Source organism: Gilliamella sp. Occ3-1 (assembly GCF_001690655.1).
Taxonomy (GTDB): Bacteria; Pseudomonadota; Gammaproteobacteria; order Enterobacterales; family Orbaceae; genus Gilliamella; species Gilliamella apicola_P.
Window position 1 is genome coordinate 49,428 of the sequence record NZ_LZHQ01000024.1, and the last position, 18,858, is coordinate 68,285.

An 18,858-nucleotide genomic window follows, 5' to 3' on the forward strand; every position below is an offset into this window, starting at 1 on the left:
ATAACTAAGATAGAAATGTTCAATGATGATATGTACTGTAAACTATAAATTAATTTAGGAGTTAAATAGTGAATACAAAGGAATTAGCTAAGTTAAGAGCAATTATTCCTGAAATGAAGCGAGTCAAACATATTCACTTTGTGGGTATTGGTGGTGCTGGTATGGGAGGAATTGCTGAGGTTCTTGCTAATGAAGGATACAAAATTAGTGGATCAGATATTGCTGAAAATGCGGTCACTCAACATCTAGAAATATTAGGGGCAAAAATTGTTATTGGCCATGCGGCTGAAAATGTGATTAATTCTAGCGTTGTTGTTATATCTTCAGCTATTTCGCAAGATAACATTGAAGTAATTGCCGCTCGTGCAGCACGTATACCTGTTATTCAACGTGCTGAAATGTTAGCTGAATTAATGCGTTTTCGATATGGTATAGCAATTGCTGGTACTCATGGTAAAACTACAACTACTGCTATGGTTACCTCTATTTATGCTGAAGCGAAACTCGATCCAACCTTTGTTAATGGTGGTTTAGTTAAGGCAGCAGGAACACATGCTCAATTAGGAAGTAGCCGTTATTTTATTGCTGAGGCTGATGAAAGTGATGCTTCATTTCTTCATTTGCAACCGATGGTATCTATTGTAACAAATATAGAGCCTGACCATATGGACACTTATCAAGGTAGTGTTGATAATCTAAAACAAACATTTATTTCATTTTTACATAACCTTCCATTTTATGGGTTAGCTATTATGTGTTACGACGATCCTATTAATCGAGAATTACTACCGATTGTGGGACGTAAAATCATCACTTATGGATTTAGCGAAGAGGCTGACGTTGTCATTAAAAATTATCGTCAAGAACGAGGTGTAAGCTATTACACTGTTTGTCGCCCTGATCGCCAAGATTTGCAGATTGAGTTAAATGCACCTGGTAAACATAATGCTTTAAACTCGGCGGCTGCGATAATTGCAGCAACAGAAGATGGTATTGATGATGAATCAATTATAAATGCATTAGCTAAATTTGCTGGTACTAGTCGGCGTTTTGATTTATTAGGTATATTCCCGCATGTTGATGGTGGCGATATAATGATGGTTGATGATTATGGTCATCATCCTAGCGAGGTTAATGCAACAATTCAAGCAGCAAGAAACGGCTGGCCTGAACGAAGATTGGTTATGTTATTCCAACCACATCGATACACGCGTACTCGGGATCTATTTGACGATTTCGCACAAGTGCTTTCTCAAGTCGATGCACTTGTTATGTTAGATGTCTATTCCGCAGGAGAGCAACCTATTGCGGGTTCCGATAGCCGTTCGTTATGCCGTTCTATCCGCAATCGTGGCAAAGTTGACCCCATTTATGTTTCGGATTTAGATTTGCTACCCGAAATAATGCAAGAAGTTTTACAAAGTGGTGATTTATTAATTACACAAGGTGCTGGTAGTGTTGGTCGTATAGCGCGCCAATTAGTCAAAACTCAATTATCATCAGAAGAGGTTTTATAAAATGGTAGATAAAGTTGCTGTATTGTATGGTGGTACTTCAGCTGAACGGGAAGTGTCACTTAAGTCAGGTAAGGCTATACATGCAGGATTATTGGCAAATGGTATCGATGCGCATCTTATTGATACTAAATATCATTCTATTACTAATTTAAAAGAAGAAGGTTATACAAAAGCTTTTATTATTTTACACGGGCGTGGTGGGGAAGATGGTATTGTTCAAGCGATTTTGACTTATCAAAATATTCCTTATACCGGTAGTGATGTTTTATCATCAGCCTTAACAATGGATAAACTGAAAACTAAGTTAGTGTGGAAATCACTCAATTTACCTGTTGCTGAATATGTTATGGTTGAAAAATCACAATCAATTGATACTGGTGCTATAGTTAAACAGCTTGGTTTACCGTTGTTTGTTAAACCAAGTCATGAAGGCTCAAGTGTGGGAATGGCTAGAGTTAATGAAGCATCTGAATTGGAAGCAGCTATTAGTGCGGCTTTTAAATATGATAGTGTAGTGATGGTTGAGTCATTTTTAGCTGGTCCAGAATTTACAGTAGCAATTGTTGGTGAAGAGGTTTTACCTTTAATCCATATTAAACCCGCAACCAAATTTTATGATTATGATGCGAAATATTTATCTGATACCACTCAGTATTTTTGTCCAAGCGGTTTATCTGATGAACAAGAACAGGAAATTCGTAAATTAGCGTTAGATGCTTATAAAGCAGTAGGATGTCGAGGATGGGGAAGAGTCGACATTATGTTTAATGCTAATCAAAAACCATTTTTACTTGAAGTTAATACTGCTCCAGGTATGACAGATCACAGTTTGGTACCAATGGCGGCAAAAGAACATGGATGGTCATTTAATGAACTTGTTGCCAGAATATTAAATTTGGCAACTTTATAATTGGCCTTATTTTATGAAACAAGTTCGGCAAGCAGCACATAGAAGAGAAGATAAAAACAGAAGACGGCTGCTTATTTTTCGTAATACTGAGCAATTAATAGGATTTTTGTTCTTTATTGTGATTATTTTTATTAGTATATGGGTCGTTCAAAGTTTTAAAAATTGGATGGATGATCCCGAACAAATGGTATTGTCTCAATTAACATTAAATGGAGAGTATACCTATACCACTGAGAATGATCTACGGGAAGCAATTTTGGGATTAGGATTGCCTAATACCTATATAGGTCAAGATGTTAATGATATTCAACAAGAAGTAATGCGATTTCCGTGGATGAAACAAACCAGTGTACGTAAACAGTGGCCAGACAGGTTAATTGTCTATGTGGAAGAATATAAGCCAGTGCTTTATTGGAATGACTTATTTTTACTTGATAAAAATGGTAATGTATTTAGCGTACCACTTGACCGTATTGCCAACTTACAGTTACCTAAGTTATATGGTCCTGAAGGTAAGGCAAAGTTTGCGCTAGAAACTTATTATAAATTAGAAAATCTTTCTAAAAAATTGGCTAATAATCAATTGGCGTTACATATTAAAGCAGCAATAACTGATGAACGTAATGCGTGGCAATTGATGGTAAAACAGTGTATATCTGGTTTTTGCCTAGAAAATCAAGAAATAAAATTACTATTAGGTAGTGAAGATATTGAACAAAGATATCAACAGTTTATTAAGTTATTTCCAGAAATTCAATCAAGAATGTCAGAAAATGAAAGAATAATGGTCGCTGATCTACGTTATGAAAATGGTATTTCAGTGCAAAGAGAAAATATGGTGCAGTAAGGAATAAATTAAGGCTGGAGTATGAAAGCAACAGAAAAAAAATTGGTCGTTGGATTAGAAATTGGTACATCCAAAGTACTTTCTCTTGTTGGTGAAGTTCTTCCTGATGGTATTGTCAATATCATTGGTGTGGGACATTGTCCATCAAAAGGGGTTGATAAAGGTGGTGTGAACGATCTTGAGTCTGTCGTGAAATCAATTCAACGAGCGGTTGATCAAGCTGAATTAATGGCTGACTGCCAAATATCTTCAGTATATTTAAGTCTTTCTGGTAAACATATCCGTTGCCAAAATGAAATAGGTATGGTGCCAATAGAAGATGAAGAAGTAACCACAGAGGATGTTGATAATGTTGTTCATACAGCAAAATCAGTCAGAATTTTAGATGAGCACCGTATTTTGCATGTCATTGCACAAGAATATTCTATTGATTTGCAAGAAGGTATTAAAAATCCTATTGGTCTATCTGGAGTAAGGATGAAAGCCAAAGTTCACTTAATTACTTGTCATAATGATATGGCTCGAAATATTGTGAAGGCAGTAGAACGTTGTGGTTTGAAAGTGGATCAACTTATTTTTTCTGGATTGGCTTCCAGTTATGCGGTTTTAACAGACGACGAAAAAGAGCTTGGTGTTTGCGTAATTGATATGGGTGGCGGTACAATGGATATAACTGTATATACAGGTGGTGCTTTACGTCATTCTGTTGTAATTCCTTACGCTGGAAATGTTGTTACTAGTGATATTGCATATGCGTTTGGCGCACCACCTATGGATGCAGAAAACATTAAGATTCGCTATGGTTGTGCTGTAGGCTCGTTAATTGGTAAAGATGAAGTTATCGATGTTCCAAGTGTTGGTGGAAGACCCTCTCGTTCATTGCAACGACAAACTCTTGCTGATGTAATTGAACCACGCTATTCAGAACTTCTGGCGTTGGTACAAAAAGAATTACTTGTATTACAAGATGAACTTAAAAAACAGAATATCAAATATCAATTAGCTGCAGGTATTGTTTTAACTGGTGGTGCGGCTCAAATAAAAGGAATGGTTGAGTGTGCTGAAAAAGTTTTTCAGAATCAAGTTCGTATTGGTCAGCCATTGAATATATCAGGATTAACCGACTATGTTCAAAAACCTTATTGTTCAACTGTTATAGGGTTATTGCATTATGGAAAACAAAGTTTATTAAATGATGATGGTAAAGATAGTAATAAATCATCATTAAAAGGGATAGCTAAACGATTGACCGGATGGTTTAAAAAAGAATTTTAGCTAATATATTTCAAGAACTTCGTGGACATTGTAGACGATTATCTGTACAATATCCGCAGATCGTAAATTTGGAGATAAGTTATGTTTGAACCTATGGTTGCAGATGATGAACCAGCAGCAGTCATTAAAGTTATTGGTGTAGGTGGTGGCGGTGGTAATGCTGTCGAGCATATGATTGCTGAACATATTGAAGGTGTAGAATTTTTTGCAGCAAATACAGATGCGCAGGCCTTAAAAAGAATTAAAGTAGGTCAAACTATCCAAATCGGCACTAATGTTACTAAAGGACTTGGTGCAGGTGCTAATCCAGAAGTCGGAAGAAATTCTGCTGAGGAAGATCGAGAGGTCATCCGTGGAGCAATTGAAGGGGCTGATATGGTTTTTATCGCAGCTGGAATGGGCGGAGGCACTGGAACTGGTGCAGCACCTGTTGTTGCGGAAATAGCAAAAGAACTAGGGATTCTAACAGTTGCTGTTGTCACTAAACCTTTTGGCTTTGAAGGTAAGAAGCGTATGGCTTTTGCTGAGCAAGGTATTTGTGAATTAGCAAAACATGTCGATTCACTAATTACTATTCCGAATGATAAATTATTAAAAGTATTAGGTCGAGGTGTTAAATTACTTGATGCATTTGCTGCAGCTAATGGTGTTTTAAAAGGTGCAGTACAAGGTATTGCTGAGCTTATTACTAAACCTGGTCATATCAATGTTGACTTTGCTGACGTAAGAACCGTGATGTCTGAAATGGGATATGCTATGATGGGTTCTGGACGAGCTAGTGGTGATAATCGAGCTGAAGAAGCTGCTGAAATGGCGATTTCTAGCCCATTACTTGAGGATATAGATTTATCTGGTGCCCGAGGTGTATTAGTTAATGTAACAGCTGGGTTAGATCTTGGTTTAGAAGAGTTCGAAACAGTAGGTAGTACAGTTAGAGCATTTGCTTCTGATAATGCTACAGTTGTTGTTGGTACAACTTTCGATCCTGATATGTCTGATGAAATTAGAGTAACAGTGGTTGCAACGGGTATTGGTATGGATAAACGTCCAGAAGTTAAAATGCCTAAACCAGTGTCACGCAATGAATTATTTGGTCAAAGTAATCCTTTGGGACAACAGGAAGATAAATTAGCTAAAGTTGTTAACGAACCAACAGCTTCTCCTCTTGAAGATCATAAAATTTTAGATATTCCTGCTTTCATACGGAAGCAAGCGAATTAAAGTAAATTTGAACTTATTTGATTTTTTATTGTCGAAATCAGTAAGAACAAACAAAAAAGTAGGTGCAAAGTGAAACAAAGAACATTAAAAAAGACTATTCAAGCAACTGGTGTTGGTTTACATACCGGCAAAAAGGTTACTTTGACATTACGTCCTGCGCCTGAAAATACAGGTATTATTTATCGTCGTACTGATTTAAATCCATATGTGGATTTTCCCGTGGATGCGAAGTCTGTGCGTGATACAATGCTTTGTACTTGTTTGATAAATGAAGATAATGTTCGTATTTCTACTGTTGAGCATATTAATGCTGCATTAGCAGGGCTTGGTATTGATAATCTTATTATTGAAGTTAATGCCCCTGAAATACCAATTATGGATGGTAGTGCAAGTCCGTTTGTTTATTTATTGCTTGATGCTGGTATAGCTGAGCAAAACGCATTTAAAAAGTTTTTGTGTGTAAAAGAAACAGTTCGAGTTGAAAATGGTGATAAATGGGCTGAAGTAAGACCTTATAGTGGCTTTAAACTGGATTTCACTATTGATTTCCAACATCCGGCTATCGACAGTAGTTCACAACGTTATCAACTGGATTTTTCGTCTGAATCGTTTATTCGTCAAATCAGCCGTGCTAGAACATTTGGTTTTATGCGTGATATTGAAGCATTACAATCTAAAGGTCTATGCCTAGGTGGTAGTTTAGATTGTGCAATTGTCGTTGATGACTATAAAGTGCTTAATGAAGATGGTTTACGTTTTGAAGATGAGTTTGTACGTCACAAAATGCTTGATACCATTGGTGATTTATATATGAATGGACATAATATGATTGGTGAAGTTGTTTGTTATAAATCAGGTCATGCATTGAATAACCAATTATTACAAGCATTGCTAGCGAAACAAGAGGCGTGGGAATACGTGACATTTACAGAAGAGCAAACTGTACCACTTGCATTGGGTACCCAACAGCTTATTCTCGCGTAAAATAATAGGTAACATTTTATATTATAAACGCTCCTATTTTTAATGGGAGCGTTTTTATTTTAATTAAAGAGATAGTAATATGAATAACAGCCATTTTTTTGCTCATTTATTCCGATTAAAACTAATTAATCGTTGGCCTTTAATGCGTAACGTAAGAATTGAAAATGTATCAGAACATAGTTTACAGGTTGCTTTTGTTGCACATGCCTTAGCAATAATTAAAAACAAGAAATTTAATGGAAATGTTAATCCAGAAAGAATTGCATTGCTGGCAATGTACCACGACGTTTCAGAAGTAATAACAGGCGATCTACCAACACCAACAAAGTATTACAATCCACAAATAACGGTTGAATATAAAAAGATTGAAAAAATAGCACAGCATAAACTTATCAATATGCTTCCTAAAGAATTACAAGATGATTTTAGAACATTAATTGATGATGATTTTTATGATGAAACCGAGAAAAGTATTGTAAAACAAGCTGATGCATTATGTGCTTACCTAAAAACGATTGAAGAACTTAGTGCGGGCAACAATGAGTTTAAATTAGCAGAACAACGTTTAAAAAAGACTTTATCTGAACGTAACAGTCCTGAAATGAATTACTTTTTAGACGTTTTTGTTCCAAGCTTTAGCTTGTCATTAGATGAGATAACTATGTAAAATTAATTTATCTATTTAAATATTTTTTATTTCTATCATAGATTATTAATAAAAAATACGTCTTGTTTAGAATGTTAAATGTAGTGATGACAAAAAGACTCTTACTGTATTTATAATAGATATACTTTACCTGAGATTATAATTTATATTTTGATAAATATAACGTTTAACAGGTCTACCAATAGACAGATAAGTTAAATGGCTTTTAAGCTCACCAAGTTCCTCTAAGTAATCGAGATATTTTTTTAATGATATACGAGATAACGAAATTAATTCAACGATATCACTCATTGAAAAATCACAATTGTACTGAATAATAACCTCTCGAACCTTTTGTAAGGTCAGGTTATCAATACCTTTAGGCAACCCTTTGTTATGAGTAGTCGGTTTAGCAAAAATCCGATCATCTAATTGATGCTGATTTAATATTTTGGACGATGATAACAAACGAACACGCTCCTGATAGGAAACTAATGCGGTGCGTAAACGCTCAAAAGTGAAAGGTTTAACAATATAATCAATTACACCTAAACGTAGAGCTGCTTGAATCTCATTGGTTTTACAAGCAGCGGTCACCATAATAATATCAATTTTGGGATAACTAATACGAATATGCTGTAATAATTCTAACCCATTGAGTTTGGGCATAAATACGTCAAGTAGGATAAGATCAATATGATTATCATGAATACAATGTAGGGCTTGTTCACCATTACTAACATTAGCGACTAAATTAAACCCAGGAACCATTTGTACATATTTCTTATTAAGTTCTGCCACCATAGGATCATCTTCAACAATTAAAACATCAACCATGAGTTACTTTCTCCCTATAAATCGCTTTTAGTGGTAATAATACTTTAAAACAGGCTCCTTTTTTATTACTTAGGTCACATAATTGAATATGCCCATTAAGTTCATCAATACTGGCTAATACTAAATACAATCCGATTCCACGATTATTGCCTTTGGTTGAATACCCTTTTTGGAAGATGTATTGAGTATCCTCATCAGAAATACCTTCACCATTATCATTAACCTCAATTTGGAGAGTATCATTATTAATTTCCAAATTGACATTTATCTGCTTATTGTCTAAAAATTGTACCGCATCTAAACTATTATCAATTAAATTACCGAGGATTGTGATTAAAGAGTGAGTAATTGAAATATCTGTAATTGGAGATAATTCTCCATTAATATTAAACAACAAACTTACTCCCAATTCTCTAGCTCGGCTAAATTTACTATTTAAAAAACCAGAAATAATAGGATCTTTGATTGCTTGAGTAACAAGTTTTGATTCAGCTTGCTGATTACCAATAATCTCTTCAAGATAATCAATTAACTCTTGTTTATTATTATTAAACGCCAAACCATAAATAACATGCAATTTATTATTAAATTCATGTGATTGTGAACGTAAGGCGTCGGCATAACGGTTTACTCCAGTTAAATTTTCTGCTAATTGTCTCATTTCGGTCATATCCCGAAACGAGGCAATAGCACCAACTAATGAACCATTAACAAGTAAAGGGACTCGATTTGTTAGAATAACTACTCCATTTATATTTTGCTCACAATCATATTCAGCAATCCCACTAACCATTACATCATGCAAACGAGTATTTGGAATAACATCTACAATTTGTTCCCCGATTACATCTTCTTTATTACTATTAATACGCAATATACGTTTAGCTTCATTATTAATTTGTGTAATGTAACCCTCCCGATTTATGACAACAATACCTTCTTTAACTGTTCTGATTATAGCGTCTCTTTCCTCAAATAAATGCGCCATTTCTGTAGGCTCAAGGCCATATAATATTTTTTTAATATTGCGAGATAACAATAATGATAAAATAACTGCCACGACTAATGATGCGAACAAAGATAACCAAATTGATTGACTTGTTCTTGATGCAAGTTGATTAATTTTTTGTAGTGTTTGTCCGACTAATACCGCACCAATTTGCTGATGCTCATCATTGTAAATAGGACTAAATGCACGCACCGAATTTCCGAGAGTTCCTTTGGCAATTGATGTATAAGATTCCCCTTTTAATGCTCTGTGTTCGTCGCCACCAACAATAGACAATCCTATTTTACTTTTATCGGGATGAGAAAGTCGTACTCCCTGCATATTAAAAACAACGACAAAATCAACTTGTGTTAATCTTCGTATTTTTTCGGTCTCATTTTGGAGAAGAGCTAAATTTTCAAAAGTAGGTGTTTGTATACTTTCTATTGTATTATTTGAAGAAGAAATAATTTTAGCGATATTTTCAACTCGTTGGCGAGATGTTTGTAAATATTCATTATTAACAAGTTGGATAATATAGACATTTTCAGCTATGGCTGATAACGTAAAAACTAAAAAGAACAAGCTTATCAGCTTAAATTTAAGTGTTAACCGATTAAAAAAGTATTTCATTTAATAGATCTTTCGACAGCAATATTGTGAATTTATATTAACCTAAAAATGATAAAAATCTGCTAATAAAATAGATAATTAGCAGATTATAATTAATACACCTTAACTAGCAAATAGTACATCTATTTTGCAGCGTTTTTTACGCTCTCAGCAACAACTTTAGCAACATTGAGTTCAAATGCATTAGGTAATATACATTCCGTCGATAATTTATCATCAGACACAATACTTGCTAAACCTCTAGCTGCAGCTAATTGCATTTTAAGTGTGATATTTTTAGCTCTTGCATCCAAAGCACCTCTAAAAATACCTGGGAATGCTAAAACATTATTAATTTGATTTGGATAATCGCTACGCCCAGTTCCAACAATATAAGCACCAGCGGCTTTTGCTTCTTCAGGGAATATTTCAGGGGTTGGATTAGCCATTGCAAAAATAATCGATTTTTCTGCCATGGTTGAAACCCATTCAGGTTTTAATACACCAGGAGCAGAAACACCAATAAATACATCAGCTCCTTTTACCGCATCTTCTAACGTCCCTTTTTGTTTTTCATGATTGGTAATTTTAGCCATTGCTAAATGATGTGGCGGTAATGAATCATCATCCTCAGATAAAATACCTACCTTATCGACTACTTTTAAATTGTTAACACCAGCTGCTAATAACATGTCAGCAATGGCTAAGCCTGCTGCGCCACCACCATTTATAACGACCTTGACAGACTCAATCTTTTTACCGGCAACTTTTAATGCATTATATAATGCAGCCAATACAACAATAGCCGTTCCATGCTGATCGTCATGAAATACAGGTATATCTAATATTTCTTGCAAACGTTTTTCAATTTCAAAACATCGCGGAGCACTAATATCTTCAAGATTAATACCACCAAAAGAAGGGGCTAGAGCCGCAATATGCTTAACCAACTCATCAGGATCTTGAGTGTTTAATGACAAAGGAATTGCATCTACATTAGCAAATTGTTTGAATAATATCGCTTTGCCCTCCATCACGGGAATAGCTGCCTCTGGCCCAATATTCCCAAGACCCAATACAGCAGAACCATCAGTGATAACTGCAACTAAATTACGCTTACTTGTATATTCGTACACAGATTCAGGATTTTCAGCTATTTCTGTACAGACTGCCGCCACGCCAGGGGTATAAGCGACACTCAGATCCGCCATAGAATTTACTGGTACTTTTGAATGAATTTCTAATTTTCCATGCATTTGTTTACTAATTGCTAATGCTTTTTCTTGAACTGTTGTCATAATTATTCCCTTCAAATTATTTTTAATAAAGATTAAAATCACTTTTTAATATTATGTTTTTATATAACAATTTATTTTAAAACTAATTATCTAATAATAGCTTATCATTTTTTATTACATATTTAGATAGCGCAACAATGCTGTGGTACAAATAACCATTAGTGCACCACCTAATCGAGTTGCTACTTGTGCAAAAGGCATTAGATTCATTCGATTAGCGGTAGAAAGTATTGCCACATCTCCAGTTCCTCCCATACCACTTTGGCATGAAGAAATAATTGATGCTTCGACTGGATACATTTTTAAGAAAAAACTACAAATAAATCCTGTCATAGAAACGGTAAATACGACAGAAATGATTGTAATAAAATAAGGAATAGTTAACACATTAACAACGCTACCCAAATCAATATATAGCAAACCTAATCCAGCCATTAACGGAAAAGTAAAATTACCTGAAATAAATTTATACCATTGTTGACTACCGCGCTCCACACTTTCAGGTAATAAACGAAAATACTTCACAACAGCAGTTGCAATAATCATTAATACAGGCCCAGGAAAGTGAGTAATCTTTTCTAAAATCATACCAAAGATAAATAATGTAGCTAAAATCATAACCGCACCACTCATAGCTCTAGCATCTAATGGCGTTTTATCTTCTTTTAAAGCATCAGCTAAACCATCAAATTCAATTTTCACTAATTGACCATGACCACTTAAATTTGGTTTGACTTCTCCAATTCGGCTCATTATGGCGGTAAAGGTAATGGCAAAAAAGTTACCTACGACAGTTGCAGGAATTAACGCACTAACAAATGAATCGTAATTTTGATTAAGAATATTGCTATAAGCGTTTGATAGTTGTAAAACACCTTCGCCAATACCACCAGCCATAACAGGCGAAACAGTATAGAAAAAAGCATGCCTCCAAGTATCACCAAAAGCAACGGCTACTGAAACACCAACCAATGCGGCTAGGCACATACCAAGTAACATCGGAATCATCATCCGAATAAAACCTTGAATTAAAATAACCCGATGCATACCTAAAATACTACCGCAAACTAAACTCGCAATATAAAAAAGTAAAAAGTTAGAATCTTTCATCAACATTTTTGTTGCAGTTAAAGTATTTTCGTCAAAAACACCATAGTAAACTAACAGTGATGGAACAATTAAAGATAAAATTGCAGGTGCACCAAATTTTTTAAAAAAAGGAATATTTTGCCCAAGCGTTCCTAAAAACCAACCTAATGGCAAAATAACAGCAAAGCCTCCAATTAATGTTCTTGGTAGCATATCTAATTGGGCGGCGATAATAACGATGATGGAACAAACAACGAAAATAGGTAAAGGTAAAGAACCTATATAAAGTTTATTTTCTTTTAATTTTTGCATCATGCTCATAATATAACCTCTTGCACTCCTAATTTATTTCAAAAGTACAATCAGTATAATCATGGATATAAAAATCAGAAGAATAAGAAAGTTATATAACTAATTATGTAATTAATGTAAGTCATTAAATAATTTGGATTGCATAAATTGAAATATAGAGACAGCTTTATCTAGCTATTCACCTATTGATTTACGAGTGTTTAAAATGATCAATACAGATCAAATTAAAATTATAGATTAATTGAAAGATTACGCATTAATAACCAAGGCCAGATACAAACATCAATTACCATTGTGAATGATGATACTCTCACCATGGTAAAATAATTAATCTTCTTTCCCTCGGATCTTCCGAGACAATCGTTTAAACCCATGAGTAAACTTTTTAATTGTCATTGCCAAAAAAGGAACCTTAATTTTGATATCAAAGCGTTCTTTCAGCTCGATTGCATCATTGGCTTTAGTTAACCAAATAAACCCTGAGTTCGTTAAATCAATGGCCTTGATTTTTCCTTCAGGCGTTAAGATAAAATTTCCGCCATGAATATCATTAGATACTAAATTATAACTGTGCAGTTTTTCAATACAGTTTTTAACTTGCTCGCCATACTCTTTCATTTCTTCCCACTTTAAAGAACGTCCTTCGATAAAATTAAAAATCATATAATGGCGTTTAGATTTTTGATCAAAAGCAACCAAATACAGTTCATAAGCAATATCGGCATTATCAAGTGATATTTTGGCGAGTTTACGAATCAAATTGAAATAAAAGTCGCCTGTAATTTTGGCGATTAAACGACGCTCTAAACGATGCTCAACACCGCCATCAATTTTAAAAATAAATTTTGATTCATTATGATCGATTAAATAAGTATATCGCTCTAATTTATCGCTAGGATCGAGTAATTCATGATGTCCTTCTTCTGCCAAAAATTGGTCAAAAAGTTCTAAATAATTGATTTCGTCATTTTGCACATAGGCGAACTTCATATCGCCACGTTGAACTTCAATAATCTTTGCAAAGTTATTCAAATTTTATTATCCCAGAATACATCAAAAAAGTTGACTTATCTTAAACATTATCTGCGTTAAAGTAAATGAAACAGTAACGTTTAACTAGTAGTACGATTAATATTAATTAAAAAGTGATGAATATTTGCTATGCCATTAAAATGATATTATGGTTAAATAATTGAATTTATATTATTGGTTAGTTATGTCTAATAGCTCATCCGAATGGTTTTTATATATTATTAGAACAGCAAAAAAATCACTCTATACTGGTATTACAACAAATGTGGAAAGAAGGCTTCACCAACATCAAACCAACAAAGGTGCAAAGCATCTAAAAGGGCAAAAAGATTTAACTATTGTGTACCAAATCTATATTGGTGACAGATCGATGGCGCTCAGGCTTGAGTACCGAATAAAACAGCTTTCTAAACAAAAAAAAGAGAAGTTAGTCACAAACCAACCTAATTTAAACGAATTATTAAAACTACTCAATTAATACGCTTTATATTCACATCATTGGCATTAACTGTATTGCAGGAGCTTTAATTGCATCAATTTGCTTATTAAACTCAGCTAATTGTTGACGCCAAAAATCCTCATCAGTAATCCATGGAAAGGCGATAGGAAAAGCAGGATCTTGCCAACGCTCTAAAATCCATGCTAAATGATGAACCATTCTCATCGCTCTTAAAGGTTCGATAAGCTTTAATTGATGATGATCAAACTCACAAAACTCCTGATACATTTCAATCAATAAATCCAACTGTAAACGTTGCTGTTGACGATCACCATGCAGTAACATCCACAGATCTTGAATTGCAGGGCCATTACGAGAATCATCAAAATCAACAAACATTGCATTATCGCGCCATAAAATATTACCCGCATGGCAATCGGCATGTAATCGAATAGGCTGCCAATCGTTATGCCAATGCTGTTCAACAGTTTTTATTAACTGGGCTAAAATATCTTTAAGGTCAGTTTGAACTTTTTTAGAAATATAAGCGCTAGATAGCAAGATATCTTGTGGCCGATAAAGATACTCTTCTAATCCAATAGTTGGACGATGTAAAAATGTCTGCTTAGCACCAATTTGATGGATACGACCAAGCAACATACCCACAGATTCCATTTGCTCGATATTATCCATCTCATATTGTCGTCCTCCAACACTAGCAAACAACGTAAACAGATAACCTTGATATTCGTGTAGTGTCGTATTATTAAATGTTAATGGCGTAATAACGGGAACCTCAGCATCAGCTAATTGTTTAGTAAACTGATGTTCTTCAAGAATTTGCTGACGATCCCAACGATTTGGTCGATAAAACTTAGCCACATAACGTTTATGATCTTCATCTTGAAATTGATAAACACGATTTTCATAACTATTTAACACAGTCAAACCAGAATCTATACTCAATCCTATTGAAGATAGGCTATCAATAATTAAATCTGGTGATAAAAATTGAAACGAAAATGTTGAACTATTCATTGAATGATCCTTTATTGCAAACTAAACCATTCATCTAATTTTTGTTTTAGAGCTTCAAGTCCAATACGCTTAGGTGATGAAAAAGGAGCGACAGTAATATCTCCTTGAAAAGGTAAAATGGCTTCTTTCACCATATTAACTTGTTTTTTTTGAGCGCCAGAAGCTAATTTATCAGCTTTAGTAAGCAGTAACATAATAGGGATATCAACAGAAACCGCCCACTCAATCATCTGTTGATCTAAATCTTTTAACGGGTGTCTAATATCCATCAATACAACCAAACCTTTTAAACTCTCACGTTTTTGCAGATATTCACCCAATGATTTTTGCCATTTACGCTTTATCGCCTCTGGCACTTGAGCATAGCCATAACCGGGTAAATCTACTAAACGGCAATTTTGTTCAACTTCGAAAAGATTAATAAGTTGGGTTCGACCTGGCGTTTTACTCGTTCTAGCAAGTCCTTTTTGATTGGTTAATGTATTAAGAGCGCTTGATTTACCAGCATTAGAACGGCCAGCAAAAGCAATTTCAACACCATTATCAATAGGTAGATGAGAAATATCAGGTGCACTCAAAATAAAATGAGTTTTAGCATAATTTAATGGGTGAATATTGGTCATAAATAAGTATCCTTTAAATGCAACGGCATTTAATTGACTAAAATGTCGTTACTGTATAGAAAAACTTAAGAATTGACAACTTTTTCCACAGCTTTTGCTAATCGAGTCATACCTTCTTTAATTTCATCTTCAGAAATAATTAGTGATGGGGTAAGGCGTAAAACATTAGATCCGGCATTTAAAATCATCACTTTAAATTCGGATGCTACGTTCAAAAAATCACGAGCTTTATTGTGAAATTTTGGCTGTAACTCTGCACCTAACAATAACCCTTTTCCACGATACTCTCGGAATAATTTAAATTTATCATTAATTTCCTCTAATTGCTCAATAAATACAGCACGTCGTTTTTGCACACCTTCAAGTATTTCAGGTGAATTAATAATATCAAAAGCCTCGCCACCCACAGCACAAGCTAAAGGGTTACCACCATAAGTTGTACCATGTACACCGGGATGCATAACTAAAGCAATTTCGTTTGTTGTTAACATAGCACTAATAGGAAATCCACCACCCAGTGCTTTAGCCGAGGTCAAAATATCGGGTTTTACATCATATTGCTGATAAGTAAATAAACTGCCTGTTCGACCCATTCCACACTGCACTTCATCAAACACCAGTAACGCTTTATATTCATCACATAGCTCACGCAAACCCTGTAAAAATTCTGGTGTGGCTGAAGTTAACCCACCTTCACCTTGCACAGGCTCTAGTACAACCGCACAAGTATGATCATCCATTACGGCTTTAACTGCATCAAGATCATTAAAAGGAACATGAATAATATCAGCTGGTTTTGGACCAAAACCATCCGAATACTTAGCCTGACCACCAACAGAGACGGTAAAAAATGTACGCCCATGAAAAGATTGATAAAAAGCAATAATTTTAGTCTTATAAGGATTGTATTTATGTATTGCGTAATGACGAGCTAATTTAAACGCAGCTTCATTAGCTTCGGCACCAGAATTTGCAAAAAAAACACGTTCAGCAAACGTATTATCGATAAGTTTTTGAGCAAGATTTAAAGCCGGCTCATTAGTAAAAACATTACTTACATGCCATAACTTTTCACTTTGTTCATGTAATGCTTTAACTAATCTTGGATGACAATGCCCAAGCGCATTTACAGCGATGCCACCTGCAAAATCAATATATTCTTCACCATTTTGATCCCAAACACGACTCCCTTTACCCTTTACGGGGATAAATTTTGCTGGTGCATAAATAGGTAAAATAACTTTATCAAAAAGTTCACGTGTGATTTTTGACTGCATTGTTTAATCCTTATTTATTTTATTAACTAGTTCCTATCATTTTAATCGAACTAATTGCGGTGTAAAGTAAATAATTATTCAAATATTTTAAATTAATATTCACTAATTAAAGGTGAATTCAATTTAAAATTAATATAATAATTTTCTTCTTATCTATAATTATTTTCAGGTATAATCAGCCTTTGTTTGTTAATTGTACTTAAAAGAGATAAAAATGAGTCGTATTGTTTATTGCCATTATTTAAAAAAAGAAGCAGAAGGATTAGATTTTCAACTTTACCCAGGAGAGCTTGGAAAACGTATTTTTAACGAAATATCCAAACAGGCATGGCAAGAATGGCTCAAAAAACAAACTATGTTAATTAACGAAAATAAATTCAATATGATGAATCTAGAACATCGAAAAAAAATTGAAGCTGAAATGATCAAATTTCTATTTGAAGGCGAAGAAGTGATTATTGACGGATATAAACCCCAAAATTGAGATGCAAAATGAAAAAAAACATTAAAATCATCACATTAGTTGCTATTATAAGTCTTCTAACAGGTTGTTCTAGTACAAATTCAAAAAAAGATGAAGACTATTATATTAAAGATACTAATGCTTTTAATATATTAATTAGCCAATATGCTAATAACATTGAACAAATTTGGGGGCCTAAAGAAGTCCTTATAGCAGGCCCAAAAGACTATGTTCAATATGAAGATAACCTAAGAACTCGCGTCCATATTAATTTCGTTTCAGGTATAATCACTATTGAAACCATGGCAGAATCACCAATAGAAAATCTAAAAGAAGCGATAGTTTCGACATTACTTATGTCAGAGCCGGTTGACATTATACGACATGACAAAATCAGCCAAGATTTATCTCAAGAACCATTTTTATACAATCAGGTGTTAGATCAAGATCATCAACCAATTCGTTGGAGTGGCAGAGCTAATAGTTTTGCTGATTATCTACTTACCAATAACATAAAAACCCGCTCATCAGGTTCTCATAAAATCACTTATGTTGAAATTAAACTAGTTCCTAACCACATAAATCAGCGTGCCAAAAAATTCCTACCAATCGTAGCCGAAGCCTCTAATCGTTATTTTATTGATGAACGTTTGATTTTAGCCATTATGGAAGTTGAATCAGCATTTAACCCATATGCTGTCAGCCGTACTGATGCACTTGGATTAATGCAAGTACAACAACACACTGCGGGCCGTGATATTTTCAAATTACGAGGAAAATCAGGTGAACCAAGTCGAAAATTCTTACTTGATCCGCGTAATAATGTTGATATGGGTACAGCCTACTTATCATTACTGAAAACCAAATATTTAGCAGGCATTAATAACCCAATCTCGTTAAGATACGCCATGATTACTTCTTATAACGGTGGGGCAGGTAGTGTATTGCGCACATTTTCTAACGATCGCAACGAAGCGATCAACATCATAAACTCAATGACACCAAAACAAGTTTATCGAAAACTGGCCACATCTCACGTCTCGAAAGAATCACGTAATTATTTAATAAAAGTTAGTCGGATTTTAGATAATAAATAAGCTAGTAACAATCATTAACCATCACCTCATCATTACTTATAAATGATGAGGTGATGGTTAATTCTGAAAAGATAGGAATAATAATTCTTTGATTAGGCAAAAGGGGAAATATGTGATTTTATAAAAGTTTGTTTTTTTTATTAAAATATAAGTTATAAAATTATTAGCGTTGTTTATAGTGATTTAAGAAACAACAATAATGGATATACATAAAAATTGAAATTAATACCCTATCACAGATAAGGAAAAGAGCGACTACACAAGAAAAAATAATAATATTTACTACTTTTTTTTGAAACGTTTTAAGTTGAAACGTCCGACCATTTGTAATGTATTAAAAAGCCTGATTAGAA

General features: G+C 34.2%; 18 protein-coding genes. 10 read left to right on the plus strand and 8 right to left on the minus strand.

Annotated elements, in window-relative coordinates; translation table 11 throughout:
* Positions 1-68: 68 nt before the first annotated feature.
* From murC to yfbR, 7 genes are all read left to right on the plus strand, one after another.
* On the plus strand, positions 69-1,517 hold the full coding sequence (murC, locus tag A9G43_RS06850; RefSeq protein WP_065607745.1) for a UDP-N-acetylmuramate--L-alanine ligase: 1,449 nt from the start codon (positions 69-71) through the stop codon (positions 1,515-1,517).
* A 1-nt stretch (position 1,518) separates the two neighbouring features.
* Positions 1,519-2,427, plus strand: coding sequence for a D-alanine--D-alanine ligase (locus A9G43_RS06855; RefSeq protein WP_065607746.1), 909 nt, complete (start codon positions 1,519-1,521; stop codon positions 2,425-2,427).
* Positions 2,428-2,440: 13 nt separating this feature from the next.
* Complete coding sequence (locus tag A9G43_RS06860; RefSeq protein ID WP_081298062.1) at positions 2,441-3,274, plus strand: cell division protein FtsQ/DivIB; 834 nt, start codon at positions 2,441-2,443, stop codon at positions 3,272-3,274.
* A gap of 21 nt (positions 3,275-3,295) precedes the next feature.
* Positions 3,296-4,549, plus strand: coding sequence for a cell division protein FtsA (gene ftsA / locus A9G43_RS06865; protein WP_065607748.1), 1,254 nt, complete (start codon positions 3,296-3,298; stop codon positions 4,547-4,549).
* 81 nt (positions 4,550-4,630) lie between these two features.
* Positions 4,631-5,770, plus strand: coding sequence for a cell division protein FtsZ (gene ftsZ / locus A9G43_RS06870; RefSeq protein WP_065607750.1), 1,140 nt, complete (start codon positions 4,631-4,633; stop codon positions 5,768-5,770).
* Positions 5,771-5,839: 69 nt separating this feature from the next.
* Positions 5,840-6,754, plus strand: coding sequence for a UDP-3-O-acyl-N-acetylglucosamine deacetylase (lpxC, locus tag A9G43_RS06875; protein WP_065607752.1), 915 nt, complete (start codon positions 5,840-5,842; stop codon positions 6,752-6,754).
* Between the two features lie 79 nt (positions 6,755-6,833).
* Positions 6,834-7,421 carry a 5'-deoxynucleotidase gene (gene yfbR, locus A9G43_RS06880; RefSeq protein WP_065607754.1) on the plus strand — a complete coding sequence of 196 codons (588 nt, stop codon included), beginning with the start codon at positions 6,834-6,836 and terminating at the stop codon, positions 7,419-7,421.
* A gap of 126 nt (positions 7,422-7,547) precedes the next feature.
* Here the strand turns inward: yfbR and A9G43_RS06885 are convergent, their stop codons facing one another.
* The 5 genes from A9G43_RS06885 to A9G43_RS06905 form a co-directional block, all read right to left on the minus strand.
* Entirely contained in the window at positions 7,548-8,237 is a 690-nt protein-coding gene (locus A9G43_RS06885) for a response regulator (RefSeq protein WP_065607756.1), read from the minus strand.
* Complete coding sequence (gene dcuS / locus A9G43_RS06890; protein WP_065607758.1) at positions 8,230-9,858, minus strand: DcuS/MalK family sensor histidine kinase; 1,629 nt, start codon at positions 9,856-9,858, stop codon at positions 8,230-8,232. The genes A9G43_RS06885 and dcuS overlap by 8 nt, the downstream gene beginning before the upstream one ends.
* Positions 9,859-9,980: 122 nt before the next feature.
* Positions 9,981-11,135, minus strand: a complete 1,155-nt coding sequence (locus A9G43_RS06895) for an NAD(P)-dependent malic enzyme (RefSeq protein ID WP_065607760.1) — start codon at positions 11,133-11,135, stop codon at positions 9,981-9,983.
* Between the two features lie 114 nt (positions 11,136-11,249).
* Entirely contained in the window at positions 11,250-12,545 is a 1,296-nt protein-coding gene (locus A9G43_RS06900; RefSeq protein WP_065607762.1) for a 2-hydroxycarboxylate transporter family protein, read from the minus strand.
* A gap of 318 nt (positions 12,546-12,863) precedes the next feature.
* Complete coding sequence (locus A9G43_RS06905; protein WP_065560418.1) at positions 12,864-13,568, minus strand: lipopolysaccharide core heptose(II) kinase RfaY; 705 nt, start codon at positions 13,566-13,568, stop codon at positions 12,864-12,866.
* A 184-nt stretch (positions 13,569-13,752) separates the two neighbouring features.
* On the opposite strand from A9G43_RS06905, the gene A9G43_RS06910 reads away from it, so the two are divergent.
* Positions 13,753-14,046 carry a GIY-YIG nuclease family protein gene (locus A9G43_RS06910; RefSeq protein ID WP_065560428.1) on the plus strand — a complete coding sequence of 98 codons (294 nt, stop codon included), beginning with the start codon at positions 13,753-13,755 and terminating at the stop codon, positions 14,044-14,046.
* Positions 14,047-14,058: 12 nt separating this feature from the next.
* On the opposite strand, the gene A9G43_RS06915 is transcribed toward A9G43_RS06910, so the two are convergent.
* The 3 genes from A9G43_RS06915 to argD form a co-directional block, all read right to left on the minus strand.
* A complete protein-coding gene (locus A9G43_RS06915; protein ID WP_065607764.1) occupies positions 14,059-15,045 on the minus strand; it encodes a serine/threonine protein kinase in 987 nt (328 codons plus the stop codon).
* Positions 15,046-15,056: 11 nt separating this feature from the next.
* On the minus strand, positions 15,057-15,668 hold the full coding sequence (gene yihA / locus A9G43_RS06920; RefSeq protein WP_065607766.1) for a ribosome biogenesis GTP-binding protein YihA/YsxC: 612 nt from the start codon (positions 15,666-15,668) through the stop codon (positions 15,057-15,059).
* A 65-nt stretch (positions 15,669-15,733) separates the two neighbouring features.
* Positions 15,734-16,945 carry a bifunctional acetylornithine/succinyldiaminopimelate transaminase gene (gene argD / locus A9G43_RS06925; RefSeq protein WP_065607768.1) on the minus strand — a complete coding sequence of 404 codons (1,212 nt, stop codon included), beginning with the start codon at positions 16,943-16,945 and terminating at the stop codon, positions 15,734-15,736.
* Positions 16,946-17,159: 214 nt separating this feature from the next.
* On the opposite strand from argD, the gene A9G43_RS06930 reads away from it, so the two are divergent.
* Both A9G43_RS06930 and mltC read left to right on the plus strand, forming a co-directional pair.
* Positions 17,160-17,429 (plus strand): oxidative damage protection protein, encoded by a 270-nt coding sequence (locus A9G43_RS06930; protein WP_065607770.1) that lies wholly within the window; start codon positions 17,160-17,162, stop codon positions 17,427-17,429.
* Between the two features lie 8 nt (positions 17,430-17,437).
* On the plus strand, positions 17,438-18,505 hold the full coding sequence (gene mltC / locus A9G43_RS06935) for a membrane-bound lytic murein transglycosylase MltC (protein WP_065607772.1): 1,068 nt from the start codon (positions 17,438-17,440) through the stop codon (positions 18,503-18,505).
* Positions 18,506-18,858 lie beyond the last annotated feature (353 nt).